Annotated in this window: 15 protein-coding genes and 1 tRNA gene; 7 read left to right on the top strand and 9 right to left on the bottom strand. The window is 59.3% G+C overall.

Annotation, left to right across the window (positions count from 1 at the left end; genetic code table 11):
* Positions 1 to 103: 103 nt before the first annotated feature.
* Positions 104 to 544, bottom strand: a complete 441-nt coding sequence (gene gloA / locus JNB91_RS19325; RefSeq protein ID WP_220327121.1) for a lactoylglutathione lyase — start codon at positions 542 to 544, stop codon at positions 104 to 106.
* 196 nt (positions 545 to 740) lie between these two features.
* Between gloA and JNB91_RS19320 the strand changes: the two genes are divergently transcribed.
* The gene (locus JNB91_RS19320) at positions 741 to 1,319 is read left to right on the top strand and encodes a cold-shock protein (protein ID WP_220327120.1); all 579 of its coding nucleotides are present in this window, start codon (positions 741 to 743) and stop codon (positions 1,317 to 1,319) included.
* Positions 1,319 to 1,840, top strand: coding sequence for a DUF192 domain-containing protein (locus JNB91_RS19315; protein WP_220327119.1), 522 nt, complete (start codon positions 1,319 to 1,321; stop codon positions 1,838 to 1,840). The genes JNB91_RS19320 and JNB91_RS19315 overlap by 1 nt, the downstream gene beginning before the upstream one ends.
* Positions 1,841 to 1,981: 141 nt before the next feature.
* Here JNB91_RS19315 and JNB91_RS19310 read toward each other — a convergent pair.
* Positions 1,982 to 2,058 (bottom strand) — tRNA-Pro (locus tag JNB91_RS19310).
* A gap of 430 nt (positions 2,059 to 2,488) precedes the next feature.
* Here JNB91_RS19310 and JNB91_RS19305 point away from each other — a divergent pair.
* Both JNB91_RS19305 and JNB91_RS19300 read left to right on the top strand, forming a co-directional pair.
* Complete coding sequence (locus JNB91_RS19305) at positions 2,489 to 3,241, top strand: pyridoxine 5'-phosphate synthase (RefSeq protein ID WP_220327118.1); 753 nt, start codon at positions 2,489 to 2,491, stop codon at positions 3,239 to 3,241.
* A 158-nt stretch (positions 3,242 to 3,399) separates the two neighbouring features.
* Positions 3,400 to 4,665 (top strand): NAD(P)/FAD-dependent oxidoreductase, encoded by a 1,266-nt coding sequence (locus JNB91_RS19300; protein ID WP_220327117.1) that lies wholly within the window; start codon positions 3,400 to 3,402, stop codon positions 4,663 to 4,665.
* 194 nt (positions 4,666 to 4,859) lie between these two features.
* Here the strand turns inward: JNB91_RS19300 and JNB91_RS19295 are convergent, their stop codons facing one another.
* Both JNB91_RS19295 and JNB91_RS19290 read right to left on the bottom strand, forming a co-directional pair.
* The gene (locus JNB91_RS19295) at positions 4,860 to 5,888 is read right to left on the bottom strand and encodes a GlxA family transcriptional regulator (RefSeq protein WP_220327116.1); all 1,029 of its coding nucleotides are present in this window, start codon (positions 5,886 to 5,888) and stop codon (positions 4,860 to 4,862) included.
* 285 nt (positions 5,889 to 6,173) lie between these two features.
* Positions 6,174 to 6,371: a hypothetical protein gene (locus JNB91_RS19290; RefSeq protein ID WP_220327115.1), complete on the bottom strand. Its 198-nt coding sequence runs from the start codon at positions 6,369 to 6,371 to the stop codon at positions 6,174 to 6,176.
* A 178-nt stretch (positions 6,372 to 6,549) separates the two neighbouring features.
* Here JNB91_RS19290 and JNB91_RS19285 point away from each other — a divergent pair, with 178 nt between their 5' ends.
* Complete coding sequence (locus tag JNB91_RS19285; protein ID WP_220327114.1) at positions 6,550 to 7,488, top strand: LysR family transcriptional regulator; 939 nt, start codon at positions 6,550 to 6,552, stop codon at positions 7,486 to 7,488.
* Positions 7,489 to 7,521: 33 nt separating this feature from the next.
* On the opposite strand, the gene JNB91_RS19280 is transcribed toward JNB91_RS19285, so the two are convergent.
* The 4 genes from JNB91_RS19280 to JNB91_RS19265 form a co-directional block, all read right to left on the bottom strand.
* Complete coding sequence (locus JNB91_RS19280; RefSeq protein WP_220327113.1) at positions 7,522 to 9,561, bottom strand: ASKHA domain-containing protein; 2,040 nt, start codon at positions 9,559 to 9,561, stop codon at positions 7,522 to 7,524.
* A 10-nt stretch (positions 9,562 to 9,571) separates the two neighbouring features.
* Positions 9,572 to 10,534 (bottom strand): methyltetrahydrofolate cobalamin methyltransferase, encoded by a 963-nt coding sequence (locus JNB91_RS19275; protein WP_220327112.1) that lies wholly within the window; start codon positions 10,532 to 10,534, stop codon positions 9,572 to 9,574.
* A gap of 46 nt (positions 10,535 to 10,580) precedes the next feature.
* Positions 10,581 to 10,883: a virulence factor gene (locus JNB91_RS19270; RefSeq protein ID WP_220327111.1), complete on the bottom strand. Its 303-nt coding sequence runs from the start codon at positions 10,881 to 10,883 to the stop codon at positions 10,581 to 10,583.
* A gap of 120 nt (positions 10,884 to 11,003) precedes the next feature.
* Positions 11,004 to 11,645 (bottom strand): DUF1638 domain-containing protein, encoded by a 642-nt coding sequence (locus JNB91_RS19265; RefSeq protein WP_220327110.1) that lies wholly within the window; start codon positions 11,643 to 11,645, stop codon positions 11,004 to 11,006.
* Between the two features lie 14 nt (positions 11,646 to 11,659).
* Between JNB91_RS19265 and JNB91_RS19260 the strand changes: the two genes are divergently transcribed.
* Positions 11,660 to 11,821 (top strand): entericidin domain-containing protein, encoded by a 162-nt coding sequence (locus JNB91_RS19260; protein ID WP_220327109.1) that lies wholly within the window; start codon positions 11,660 to 11,662, stop codon positions 11,819 to 11,821.
* Between the two features lie 51 nt (positions 11,822 to 11,872).
* Here JNB91_RS19260 and JNB91_RS19255 read toward each other — a convergent pair whose 3' ends face one another.
* A complete protein-coding gene (locus JNB91_RS19255) occupies positions 11,873 to 12,574 on the bottom strand; it encodes a corrinoid protein (protein ID WP_220327108.1) in 702 nt (233 codons plus the stop codon).
* Positions 12,575 to 12,827: 253 nt separating this feature from the next.
* Here JNB91_RS19255 and JNB91_RS19250 point away from each other — a divergent pair, with 253 nt between their 5' ends.
* The gene (locus JNB91_RS19250) at positions 12,828 to 14,402 is read left to right on the top strand and encodes a trimethylamine methyltransferase family protein (RefSeq protein ID WP_220327107.1); all 1,575 of its coding nucleotides are present in this window, start codon (positions 12,828 to 12,830) and stop codon (positions 14,400 to 14,402) included.
* The last annotated feature ends 64 nt before the right edge of the window (positions 14,403 to 14,466 follow it).

The following is a 14,466-nucleotide window of genomic DNA, read 5'->3' as shown; positions in this document are numbered from 1 at the left end:
CGCGAATCGCGTAATCCCAATCATCACCACAAAGCTTGCGCGGACCCTGAGCGACAAACATGAGCGACAAAGGCGACGCAAGCTGCGCCGCCTTTGCAAACTATTACCAGCTGCCGATATTCGGCATCGAAGCCCAGGGCTCTGCGACCGGAAGATTGCCGCCCTTCTGAAGGATTTCGAAGGAAATGCCGTCAGGAGAACGGACAAAGGCCATGCGACCTTCGCGCGGTGGCCGGTTGATCGTCACGCCGTTCTTCTGCAGATGCTCGCAATAGTCATAGATATTATCGACCTCGTAAGCGAGATGGCCGAAATTGCGCCCGCCCGTATAATCCTCGGTGTCCCAATTATAGGTCAGCTCCAGGCAGGGCGCCTGGGTCGCCGTCGCCTGGTCGATGTCGTCGCTTGCAGCGAGGAAAACCAGGGTGAAGCGCCCCTTTTCGTTTTCGATGCGGCGGACCTCTTTCAGGCCCAGCAGAGTTGTATAGAAATGAAGGGAGGCGTCCAGGTCTTTGACCCGGACCATTGTGTGGAGATAACGCATTTGGATCCCTCGATTTTAGCGGTTTCGCCACTTATCGATATGGAACAGGCGTCAGCTTGGAGCAAGCCACCGCGAATAGAAAGGACGTGAATAAGAAGAACACGAGACTTGCGCTGGACGGTTGGCGCAATGTTAATCTATCCTCTAAGAATCAGTTAACCGTCGTGTGTGGCGCGTAACCGAGGGGCCGACAGGTATGGCAGACAGAATGTCATCTAAGGGCATTGCCAGTTTCGAAGAACTTGCGGGTGAACCGGTCGATCTTATCGAGATCACCGGCGTCGTGAAATGGTTCGATGTCGCCAAGGGATTCGGCTTTATCGTGCCGGATAACGGCATGCAGGATGTGCTCTTGCACGTGACCTGCCTGCGCCGCGACGGATACCAGACCATTCTCGAAGGCACGCGCATCGTCGCGATGATCCAGCGGCGTGACCGCGGTTATCAGGTCTTCCGTATTCTTTCCATGGACCAGTCGACGGCTGTCCACCCGTCCCAGATGCCGCCGGTGCGCACTCATGTGCAGGTCACGCCGACGAGCGGTCTGGAACGCGCGTTGGTCAAGTGGTTCAACCGCACCAAGGGATTTGGCTTCCTGACGCGCGGCGAGGGGACCGAAGACATCTTCGTTCACATGGAAACGCTGCGCCGCTTCGGTCTGACCGAGCTGAGGCCGGGACAGGTTGTTCTCGTGCGCTTCGGGCCCGGCGAAAAGGGCCTGATGGCAGCGGAAATTCATCCGGATAACGTCGCGCCTGCAAGCCGGTCGCACTGATGCTGTCGCGGGCACGCTCAAACTTCGGTAATGTCGTGAAAGGCGCCTTGATGGCGCTTTTCTTCGTTTTTGCCGCAACTACGACTTCCGCGCAGGGCCCTCTGCGGGTCCAGGCCCAGCAGGCCGTCGTCTTTCCGAAATCCGAATTGACGATCCGCACAGCGGGCGGGAAAGTCCATCCATTCACGGTCGAACTCGCCATCAACGATGCGCAGCGCGAACATGGCCTGATGTTCCGCAAGCAGATGGATAAAGACCACGGCATGCTGTTCGATTTCGGAGCAGAGCGCCAGGTCTCCATGTGGATGGAAAATACCGTTCTCGCGCTCGATATGGTCTTCATCCGCACCGATGGAACGATTTCCCACATCCGCGAAAACGCCGTCCCATTTTCCCGCGACATCATCGATTCGCGCGGCCCGGTGAAATACGTGCTGGAACTCAATGCCGGCCGCACCAAGGCACTGGGCATTAAACCAGGCGACAAGGTCATCGGAAACCCGCTGCATAACGGCGGCTGAGTGCTGACGCCGTTAGACCGTCTGAAATTCCAAAAAATCGGGAAAAGGGCGCGCCTATAGGGCGTTACTGCCGATTCGTCATGAGACGAATGCAGATTTACGCCTAAGTGCTTCAAAAATAGTGATGATTGGGAAAAACAATGGTCGGAGTGGAGAGATTCGAACTCCCGACCCTCTGGTCCCAAACCAGATGCGCTACCAGACTGCGCTACACTCCGTGCCAAGGTGCAGGCGAGATACACGGTTCCGGCGCATGCCGCAACAGCAAAAATGGACATTCGACAAGACAGCGTATTTAAACCTGGAGGTCTCAGGGGAGGCTGCCGGTTTTTGAGCCGCAATCCACAGGGCCTCGTTCCCCAGCCGATGAATGCGCCTTTGGTCAGGCGGATTTCTGCGCGGTTTATTGTCGGGAAAAATAGAAGTGACAGAATTCGCCGCACCAGTCCCGGTCCGCCGCCTCGGTCCGGTGGGTGGTGAGGCGAATTCTGTTAGATAAAGCTAATATAAAATTCGATCAAATCCAACCCTGCCTTGTGCCAAAATATCTTCGATGAAAAATCTTGATGGCATTCATGGCCCTTGGTTGGTGGTCTTTGGAGTGTCAGTCATCTAAGAAGGATCGTCGTTTCATCAGTGGATGCCCCCATGCCCACCTTGCTTTCCGTCAATCTCAACGCCGTCGCCATGCTGCGCAATCGTCGTGATCTTCCTTGGCCGAGTGTGGAAGGTCTGGGGCGGATCGCCCTTCAGGCGGGCGCGTCGGGCCTGACCGTCCATCCCCGGCCCGACCAGCGACATATCCGCTTTGCCGACCTGCCGGTGATCCGCGCTCTGATCGATGACGAATTCCCCAAGGCGGAATTCAACATCGAGGGGTATCCGAGCGAGGATTTTCTGGCGCTTTGCGAGCGAATCGAACCGGAGCAGGTGACGCTCGTGCCGGATGATCCGTCGCAGGCGACGTCGGATCACGGTTTCGACTTCCGCAGTCACAGTGAGATGCTGAAACCGATCGTCGCGCGGCTGAAAAAGGGCGGCATGCGCGTCTCGCTGTTTGCCGATGGCGACGGCGACCTTGAGGCCGTCGAACTGGCAAAGGCAACGGGTGCCGATCGTATCGAACTTTATACCGGCCCCTATGGTGGCTGCTTTGACGATCTGGAGAAGGGCGAAGCGATCCTCGCCGATCTCGGCAAGACTGCGGATGCCGCCATGGCGCTCGGCCTTGGCGTCAATGCCGGCCATGACCTGACGGTCGCCAACCTGCCGGCGCTGGTGAAGCGCATTCCCAAACTGGCGGAAGTCTCTATCGGTCATGGCCTGACGGCCGACGCGCTGGAATACGGCATGGCGGAAACCGTCCGCCGCTTCCGTCGCGCCTGCGGACAGGCCGTCTGAAACATCCCTCCTGTAGAACCACTCTGAATTGGATCGGTGATATGCGCCCAGCGCATTTGTTCTTGAGATTTATCAACCTAAGTCACTGTTAGCGCGGCTCCACCCGTCGTGGTCGGGGCCTGCGTTCATTGAAGCTGCCAGAAGAAAGGGCGCTCACAGTGACCAAGCATAGGATTGTCGTCGTCGGCGGTGGTTTTGGAGGTATTCAGACGGTTCATGGGCTTGAAGGCAGTTCCGCCGACATAACCCTGATCGACCGGCGCAATCACCACCTGTTCCAACCGCTTCTTTATCAGGTGGCGACGACATTGCTCGCAACCTCCGAAATCGCCTGGCCAATCCGGCGGCTTTATCGTGACCGCAAGGATGTCACCACCATTCTCGATGAGGTCACCGGTGTCGATAAGGTGGCGAGATTGGTCAAACTCCAGTCCGGCCGCGAGATCCCGTATGATACGCTGGTTCTCGCGACTGGCGCGCGCCACGCCTATTTCGGCCGCGATGAATGGGAAAAACTGGCTCCCGGTTTGAAGACGCTTGAGGACGCAACCACGCTGCGCCGCCGTATTCTGCTTGCTTTCGAGCGTGCCGAACTGTCGGAAAAGACCGCGGATCGCGATGCGCTCCTCACCTTTGCCATCATCGGTGCAGGACCGACTGGCGTGGAATTGGCCGGCACGATCGCCGAACTCGCCCAGAAGGTTCTCCCGCCGGAATTCCGCAGCATCGATACGACGGCCACAAAAGTGTTGCTGATCGAGGCTGGCCCGCGCGTTCTTGCGGCTTTTTCCGAGGATTTGTCGGCCTATGCAACATCCGCCCTGGAAAAGCTTGGCGTCGAGGTGCGCACCGGCCAGCCGGTAACGGCAATCACCGAGGATGGCGTCACGATTGGCGAAACCTTCGTACCCTGCAGAACCGTCATCTGGGCGGCCGGCGTGCAGGCGTCACCCGCCGCGCAATGGATCGATGCCGAGGCCGACCGGGCAGGGCGCACGATCGTCGGTCCTGATCTTTCCGCGATCCATGATCCGGACATCTTCGTCATCGGCGATACCGCTTCGGTGAAACAGGAGGATGGCAAGCCGGTTCCCGGTATCGCGCCAGCCGCCAAGCAGCAGGGCGCTTACGTGGCGAAGGTCATCAAGGCGCGCCTGGCAAACAAGCCGGCGCCTGCTCCCTTCAGATATTTCCACCAGGGCAGCCTCGCGACGATCGGCAAACGCGCCGCCGTCATTGATTTCGGCAGGATCAAGCTGAAGGGCGGCCTTGCCTGGTGGATATGGGGCCTCGCCCATATCTACTTTCTGATCGGCACGCGATCCCGGCTCGCGGTCGCCTGGAGCTGGTTGTGGATCTATCTGTCGGGCCAGCACAGCGCCCGACTGATCACCCAGAAGGAAACCTTGAAGGACGAGGCGTGATCCGGAGGAAGTCCCAGCAACAGGGGGGCGTCCGGAAATGCTTGGAAACACGCATATGGAGAGGATGCGCCCTATCTTCCGTCATGCTCGGGCTCGTCCCGAGCATCTGCTACCGTCTCTCCGACTGCGAGGTGGACAGATCCTCGGCACAAGGCCGAGGATGACGTCGGATGGTGGAGATTCCAGTAAGCCTATCAAACCACCACGCCGGTGCGCGCCGTGTTGAGTGTCAGCTTGCGCTCGGCGCGCTCCTGCTGCGGCGAGCGGTTATAGACTTCACGGTAGCATTTGGAAAAATGCGACGCCGAGACGAAACCGCAGGCGACAGCCACTTCGACCACCGGCATGGAGGATTGCACCAAAAGATGCCGGGCGCGGTCCAGCCGGATCTCGAGATAATAGCGCGCCGGCGATCGACCCATTTCCTGGCGGAACAGCCGCTCGATCTGGCGGCGCGACAGGCCCGCATCGTCGGCGATTTCGATCAGCGATAGCGGCTCCGCAAGGTTGTTTTCCATCAGTTCGATGATCGAAAGCACCTTGGAATTCTGTACCCCGAGGCGGGCTCTGAGCGGCAGGCGCTGCCGGTCATGCGGATTGCGCACCCGGTCGGTCAATTGCTGCTCGCAGACCCGATTGACGAGGTTGTCGCCAAAATCCTGGCCGATAAGGTTGAGCATCATGTCCAGCGATGCGGTGCCGCCGGCGCAGGTATAGAGATTGCCATCGACTTCATAGAGATCGGCATAGACTTCTGCCTGCGGAAAAGCTTCGGAAAAACCGGGAAGGTTTTCCCAATGGATCGCACAGCGCTTGCCGTTGAGCAGGCCTGCCTGCGCCAGAACATGTGCGCCGGTGCACAGGCTGCCCACCGCAATGCCGCGGTTATAGGTCTCACGCAGCCAGGCATTGACCGATTTGTTGCTGAATTCCTCGACATAGATGCCGGAGCAGACAAGCACCATGTTCGGCCGGTTTTCACCGCTTAAATGGCGTCTTTCATCGGCCAGCGACGAATTGACCTCTATGCCGATCCCGCTCGACGAATATACCTTTTCGCCATCGGCGGAACAGAGCCGCCAGCTATAGGCGGAATAACCGAGCATGCGGTTGGCAATCCGCAGCGTTTCGATCGCCGCTGAAAACGGCAGCATGGTGAAGTGCGGGACGAGAAAGAAGACGATCGTCCGCTTCTTTACCTGTGGCTTGCTGGTAAGATCCATTGTCGTAGTTCCCCTTGCCGCCGCTTGATGCGGTCTTGCATTGCTTCAAAAGCGACACTCGCATGGATGCTAGTCCTGGGAAGAGCTTTTGACGACAGGGAAATGGCATTTTTGCGACATGCAGGCGTCGCACTGGTGACAGGTTCTCGGTTTTTACGCTGTTTTGGCCGGTTGTCGGAATGCGACATGGCCCGCAGCGCAAGCTGGCGGACCATGCCTAGACTTCAAATTTCGATAGTGCCGGAACGATCCGGACTGGAAAACGGGGCATGCCCGCCCTGACAGTCACTTGCTGATCGTCGTCGGCCAGCCGATATCCTTGCGGATTTCCTGGGGAAGTCCTTCCAGCATGCGCTCCGTCTTGCGGCGGTTCCAGGCAGCAACCGCACGCTCGAACAGGGACGTGATCTGCTTGTGACCGACATTGCGGGGGGCGGGCGAGGCGCCCACACGGCGTTGGTCGAGATAGGTGATCGTTGTCATTTCATCTTCTCCTTGGGTTTTGGTCAAATTTTCGGCGGCGTTCTTTTGGGAGGAGAAAGAAGGCCAATCCATCAATCGATCACATGGCCGTCGTGCGTCTTATGAAATTCTGTTTTCTAACGACGCCTGCTTTCGATGTTTTGCAGTATCGTTCTGGTTTGACTTTCAATCAAACGAAATGATATGGTCTTTAAGTTCAGAAAATTTGATGGGTGCATCGATGACCGTACCGTTCAGAACGCCGCTGCCATTGCTTGATAATGATGTCCTGCGCACTTTCGTCGCCATTGCCGAGACCGGCAATTTTTCGACGGCTGCCGATGTCGTACTGCGAACACCCTCGGCCGTCTCGATGCAGATCAAAAAGCTGGAAGAGCAGTTGAAATCGACGCTTTTTCTGCGTGATGCGCGCTCAGTCACGCTCACCCAGAATGGTGAGATACTTCTCTCTTATGCGAGGCGGATGCTGGCGCTGTCGAACGAGGCTGTTTCGCGCTTTGTCATGCCGGAACTGTCCGGCGTCGTGCGCCTCGGCGCACCGGACGATATCTCTGAAAGGTTGCTGCCTAAGATCCTCAAGGATTTCGGCGAGCATTTTCCCGGCATCATGGTGGATGTGACCGTCGATCAGAGCACGCTGTTGCGCAAGCGTATGGAGGAGCAGCGGCTTGATCTGGCGCTCATCAATTGCGCCACTCGCCCGTTTCCGACTGGCGGCGAGATCATCCACACGGAAAAGCTCGTCTGGGCCGGGGCAAAATGCGGCAATGCCTATCTGCGCGATCCGATTCCCATCTCCGTATGGGAAGAGGGCTGCGTTTGGCGCAATGATGCGATCGCCCAGTTGGACAAGCAGAAACGGCCTTATCGCATAGCCTATGCCAGCGCTCACACGATGGCGCAGCGTGCCGCTGTCGTTTCCGATCTGGCGATCGCGCCTTTTCCGCTGTCCTACATCACGGAGGACATGCAGATCCTTGGTCCCAAGGAGGGAATGCCGGATCTCATCACCTTCGATATCCGGCTTTTGACCGTGCCGAACCTCTCCATTCCTGCAAAAGCGGTTGCCGAGAGCATCAAGGATGCTTTCGGTTCTCTGGAATCGGTCGCTGCCTGAATTCTATAAAAACAGAGAATTATAGGGCGTCGTTCATGTGTCGCGTGAACGGCGCCTTCTGCGTCCGCCTTCGCCGCCGGCATCCGCCAAAACCTTCCGTTCCGGCAATGAGACGACCATGCCGAGGTTCGGGAAGGCGTCGATCTTGTTCGGCAGCGCCATCGCGGCCACGAAGTGATCTTGGAATTTCGGCTCAAGCGCGGTCTCTATCTTCTCGATCTCTCTGACGGTTCTTTCTACTTCGCGGCGGTAATCGCGATTGAGCAGGCACATGCGTGCGCCGGTGCCCGCAGCATTGCCGACCGCCCTGACCTGATTAAGATCGCAGTCGGGGATAAGCCCCAGCACCATCGCATATTTCGGATCGATGAACGTGCCGAATGCGCCTGCAAGCCCGATCCGGTCGAGATGGCTGACGCCCTGTTTGTCCATCAGCAGTTTGATACCGGCATAAAGCGCCGCCTTGGCAAGCTGGATGGCGCGCACATCATTCTGCGTCACGGTGATCCGCGGTGATCCGTCATGCAGGAGATAGGAGAAGGTCCGTCCATTTTCGAGAATACGCGGACTGCGGGCAGTGAGCCCGCCATCGACGACACCATCTTCCGAAACGATCCCCGAAAGATACATCTCGGCGATCACCTCGATGATCGCCGAACCGCAAATGCCGGTTACGCCGACTTGTGCCGCGGCCTCGGCAAATCCGGACTCGTCCGACCATGGTTCGACGCCGATCACCCTGAAACGCGGCTCGAGCGTGACCGGATCGATCCGCACCCGCTCGATCGCACCCGGAGCCGCCCGCTGGCCTGACGAGATCTCCGCGCCCTCGAAGGCCGGACCGGTGGGGGAAGATGCGGCAACGACACGAGCCCGATTACCAAGCACGATTTCCGCATTGGTGCCGATATCGACCAGCAGCATCATCTCGTCCTGCCGGTGCGGCCCCTCAGAGAGCGTAGCGGCAGCCGCATCCGCGCCCACATGCCCGGCAATGCAGGGCAGGAGATAGGTCCGCGTACCGGCATTCATCGGCAGACCGATCTCCGATGATTTCACCTCGACTGCACCCGAGACCGCCAACGCAAACGGCGCGCCACCCAGTTCCGTCGGATCGATCCCGAGAAAAAGATGGTGCATGATCGGATTGCCGACAAACACGCTGTTGAGAATATCCTCGCGCGACACGTCGCCATCGGCGCAAACCCTGTCGATCAGCCCGTTCAATGCTTGGCGCACAGCATCCGTCATCGCCGCGCGCCCGTCCGGGTTCATCATCACATAGGAGACGCGGCTCATCAGGTCTTCACCGAAGCGGATCTGCGGGTTGGACGTGCCGGCCGATGCGACCGTCCGGCCGGACAGAAGCGACGACAAATGCATGGCGATCGTGGTCGAGCCGATATCGCAGGCGATCCCGTAGGCCTCGTTTTTCAGGCCAGGATAAAGCGAGATCAGGCGAGGGCGCTCGTCCTCCCGGTCCTTGTGGATCGCCGCCGTCACTTTCCATTCGCCCTTGCGCAGGATCTGCTGGATCTGTGGGATAAGATGGAAATCCACCTCCACATCATCGAAATGCCAGTCGGCGGAAAGTGCCGCCTTCAACCGGTCAAGATCGCCGAGCGGCTTTTCCATGTCGGGTTCCTCGACCTCGACATAACACATCCGCACCGCCGGATTTCGGTCGAACACCCGCTCATCGACTGCCTTGCGCACCACCTGCGCATTGATCACCGTATCCTGAGGCACGTCGATGACGAGGTCGCCGAGGATCTGGGCGGAACAGGAAAGCCTGCGCCCCTGTGGCAGTCCGCGCACCCGGTCGTAACGCTCCTCCTTCGGTCCCACCTCGGAAAGGTGATCGACCGACGAGACAATGCCATGCTTGGCGAAATGGCCTTGCTGCACCGAGATCTGGCAGCGCCCGCATGTCGCCCGCCCGCCGCACACGCTCTCCACATAGACCCCGAGCTGGCGCGCGGCATCGAGCACGGGTGTTCCGGCCGCAAACCGGCCACGCTTGCCCGATGGCATGAACAGGACGAGAGGATCTCTATGGGATGCGTCAGCCATGCTTGTTCGCTTACTCCGTCCTCGCCGCTAAACCTGCCCTTGCCGCCCTTCCACCACGCCGTCCGCCACCGGCAGATGGGGCAGGGGTGGCCGCCGCCGCACCACCTTCCGCAGGCTTGTAATCGCGGTAGGTCATGATCCAGTTGCCGCAATTCTGGTCGGTGCCGTTCAAGACGTTTGCCGCGCGCACCGCCTCCATTTCCTGCGGCCGACAGGGGTTCATGATCGCCGATGTCATGCCGGCGCCTATCACCATCGGAATGAAGCCGGCATTGATGCCATGGCGATGTGGCAGGCCGAAGGAAATGTTGGAAAGCCCGCAGGTCGTGTTGACCTTCAGTTCCTCGCGCAGGCGCCTGAGCAGCGCAAACACCTGCAGGCCTGCGGAGCCGAGCGCTCCGATCGGCATCACCAGCGGATCGACAACGATATCATGGCTCTTGATCCCATAATCCGCAGCCCGCTCGACGATCTTTTTGGCCACCGCAAAGCGCACATCCGGATCCATTGAAATCCCGGTCTCGTCATTCGAGATCGCCACCACCGGCACGTCGTATTTTTTGCAGAGCGGCAGGATCGCTTCGAGCTTTTCCTCTTCGCCGGTAACCGAGTTGATCAGCGGCCGCCCCTTGGCGACCTTCAGCGCCGCTTCGATCGCCGCCGTCACCGAACTGTCGATCGAGATCGGCACATCCACCAGTCCCTGGACGATTTCCAGCGTTTGCACCAGAAGACCCGGCTCCGTTTCGTTGGGATTGACGGAGGTGACGCCGGCATTGACGTCGAGCATCGTCGCTCCGGCCGCCACCTGTTCCAGCGCGTCCTTGATGACCGTGTCGAAATTGCCCTCGATCATCTCGGCGGCCAGCTTCTTGCGCCCGGTCGGGTTGATCCGCTCTCCGATGACGCAGAAAGGCTGGTCGAAGCCGATCACGATTTCCCGGGTTGCGGATGCGACTATGGTGCGTGTCATTGCGATCTCCGGCTAAGGGGGAAGTGATGGAACGGTCGATAGTCGTTTATGCGCTTTCCCGGCCGCCGGCTTTCACCAGCGCCACGAGCCTGTCCTTGTCATAAGCGGCTTCAAGTTCTGTCGCCGCCGCATCGGCCTCTGCTTCGAGATCGTCGGACACCGGCACAGGATCCGCCTTGCGCCATTCGGCGAGATAATCGTCCGTCTCGGCAGCACCGGTGCGCATGGCGCACATGTCGATCGCCTCGGTGAAGCGCAGGGAAAGCTCGCGCTTGGCGGTCTGCCGTCCCTTTTTGATGATCACCTGGGCCGGGATATCCCGCCAGAAGACGACGATGCGATCCGCCATGAATTCCTCCGATTACTGCTTGAACATGCACCGGCCTTGCGGTTCGCTCTGTGCTTCGCACGACGTCGCAGATGACAAAAAGCGACGCCAGACGCTTTCATATGGCTGGCGGGAAACAGCTCACGCCAAGCGCATCGCCGAAGTAAGGTCGCCATAGCCGGTAAATCGGTATTCGTATTCCAGCCCGAGATAGTCCGCCGCCTCGCGCGCCTTGCGCTGCAACGCCTCGTCCTCTTCCTGCGCGAGATAGATCAGCTTCCGATAATTGCCGAAATACATAGGCTTCAGTTCTGGATGACGATCGAGGCCAAGCGGCTCGATGACGAAGGCGCGAAACTGGCGTGCGAGAAAATCCGTCAGGAAAAAGGACAGGAGATCATCGTCCGCTTTGTCATTGAAGGCTTCATTGCCGGTAAAGAATGAATAGCAATGCGGCCCTTCTATCCGGGCAATACCTTCACGCTCGCACAGCCGGTCGATCTCTCCTCCGGTGCCGCAATCGGCATAGGCGAAAAAGATCCGCTCGAACCCGTTTTGCCGAGCCTCGGCGACGGCCGTTTCGAGGCCTGGAACGATCTTTTGCGGATAGGCGTGCCAGATCGCGGGCAGGCAGTTGAGGTCGATATGGTCGAGCCCCTGTTGCCGGGAAACGGCCAGAATTTCCCGTGCGATCGCTCCGCACGCGATCACGTGAACTTTTTCGCGACTTGAACGTTCCATAGCCGGAAAATCACTTTCCGGCACATTTTGATCCTTACCCATCGGAGTATTCCATCATGACGGCCAAGACAGTCACCGTTGTCGCTGCTTTCTTCGCAATTACGGCTTCCCTCACATCCTGCGGCAATACGATCCGTGGCATGGGGCAGGATGCGGCCAATACCGTCAACGCTACCCAGGATGCCGGTCGCCGGGTCGATAACGCGGCGGCCCGCTAAGCGATCAGAGACAGAACGCCGCCGTGCCGCAACCGGCGCGGTGGCCGACTGTCACGCGCCTGCGGCCATCCGGTTGTGACGGCGGCTGATGAAATCCTTCGCGGTTTCGACAGCGATCGCCGCGTCCCGGCAATAGGCGTCGGCACCGACAGCCTTGCCGAATTCCTCGTTCAGCGGCGCTCCGCCGACAAGCACGACATAATCGTCGCGAATGCCCTTTTCCTTCATCGTGTCGATCACGACCTTCATATAGGGCATGGTCGTCGTCAGAAGCGCCGACATGCCGAGGATGTCCGGTTTTTCGCGCTCGATCGCATCGAGATAGTTCTCGACCGGATTGTTGATGCCGAGATCGACGACGTCGAAGCCCGCGCCCTCCATCATCATGCCGACGAGGTTCTTGCCGATGTCGTGGATATCGCCCTTCACCGTGCCGATCACCACCTTGCCGAGTTTCGGTGCGCCGGTTTCGGCCAGAAGCGGCCGCAGGATCGCCATGCCGGCCTTCATCGCATTGGCGGAGAGTAGCACTTCCGGGACGAAGAGAATGCCGTCGCGAAAATCGATTCCGACGATCCGCATGCCCTCGACCAGAGCCTGGGTCAGGACGTCATAGGGCGTCCAGCCGCGCTCCAGCAGGATATTGGTTGCTTCCTCGATCTCTTCTCTGAGACCGTCATAGAGATCGTCATGCATCTGCTGAACGAGTTCTTCGTCGGAAAGCTCCGATAGAATGATGTCGTCGTCGGACATGAATTCTCTTCCCTGGTTGGGGGCGATGTTCCGGATCGCCCAGATCGTAACGATACCCGCAACTATGTCTAACCGTATTTTGTTTCGCGTTTTCTTTCGTAAGCGACGTCGCACGTCGGAAAGCGACACTCGACGGCGCATGATAGAATGTCTGTCTCGCACAAGCGCGTGACGCAGAAAGGCAGGAGCGTCGCTCTGCGGGGGCCTAGCATGACCGGTCAGAAGAGCAGGTGAGATCAAGGTGAGGAAGATCATGGACGACATCAGCCAGCAGACGGACGTGGGCGGAGGTTCCGGACGGCGCGGTCGTGGCGAACGGGGCGCAGCCGGCAGGCGCGCGGCCCGCACCGGCGGCGGCCCCGGCGCGTCCCTGCCTTATATCACCCGCAGGATCGGCGCTTACGAAGTCCTCGACGAAGAGGGGCTTCAACTGATCGAGCGCAATGCCGACACGATCCTCGAAGAGATCGGCATCGAGTTCCGTGACGACGAGGAAGCGCTGGAACTCTGGGCCAAGGCCGGTGCCGATGTGCGCGGCAGCCGCGTGCATTTTCCGAAAGGCCTTTGCCGCGAACTTCTGAAGACCGCGCCGAGCGAATTCACCTGGCATGCGCGCAATCCGGAGCGCAACGTCCATGTCGGTGGCAAGGCGACGATCTTTGCGCCTGTCTACGGTCCACCCTTCGTCCGCGATCTTGATGGTGTCCGGCGCTATGCGACGATCGAGGATTTTCGCAATTTCGTCAAACTCTCCTATCTGGCGCCGTCTATGCACTCGTCGGGCGGCACGGTCTGCGAGCCGGTCGATGTGCCGGTCAACAAGCGCCATCTCGATATGGTCTACAGCCATATCAAATATTCCGACAAACCCTTCATGGGTTCGGTCACCGCGCCCGAACGGGCCGAAGACACGATCGCTATGGCCAAGCTCGTCTTCGGCGATGATTTCGTCGAAAACAACTGCGTTACGCTCAACCTCATCAATGCCAATTCGCCGATGGTCTTGGACGGCACCATGCTCGGCGCGCTGAAGGTCTATGCGCGTCACAATCAGGCGTCTGTCGTCTCGCCCTTCATCCTCTCCGGTGCCATGAGCCCGGTCACGGTTGCAGGAACGCTGACGCAGATCCTGGCCGAGGTTCTGGCCGGTGCCGCAACCACGCAACTCATCCGCCCCGGCTCGCCCGTTCTGTTCGGTACTTTCGCCGCCTCGATCTCCATGCAGTCAGGCGCTCCGACCTTCGGTACGCCGGAGCCATCGCTCGTCTCCTATGGCGCAGCCCAGCTTGCCCGCCGCCTCGGCCTGCCGTTCCGTACCGGCGGCTCGCTTTGCGCGTCCAAGGTGCCCGATGCTCAGGCAGCCCACGAATCGGCAAATACACTCAACATGACGCTTCTCGCCGGCACCAATTTCGTCCTCCACGCCGCGGGCTGGCTAGAAGGCGGTCTCGTCTCGTCCTACGAGAAATTCATGATCGACCAGGATCAGCTCGGCATGATGCAGAAGATGGCGGAAGGCGTCGATCTGTCTGCCGAAGGACAGGCACTCGATGCGATCCGCGAAGTCGGGCCGGGCAGTCACTATCTCGGCTGCTCGCACACTCAGGCGCATTTCCAGACGGCCTTTTATCGCTCGCCACTTGCCGACAATAATTCCTTCGAGCAATGGGAAATCGAAGGCTCCAAGCGCATCGAGGACCGTGCCAATGCGCTATGCCGCACCTGGCTCGACAATTACGAGGCTCCGCCGCTCGATCCGGCGATCGACGAGGCGCTTCTTGCCTTCATCAAGGATCGCAAGGATTCGATGCCCGACGCCTTCACTTGAAGAGAGCCCGAGGCCGCCAGGGAGCAAGGCGGTGCGAGGCAGGTTGCCGACTTCATTCAAGGCA

This window comes from Aliirhizobium wenxiniae (assembly GCF_019511445.1).
GTDB classification, from domain to species: domain Bacteria; phylum Pseudomonadota; class Alphaproteobacteria; order Rhizobiales; family Rhizobiaceae; genus Neorhizobium; species Neorhizobium wenxiniae_A.
This window is presented reverse-complemented; position numbering and strand designations above follow the sequence as displayed.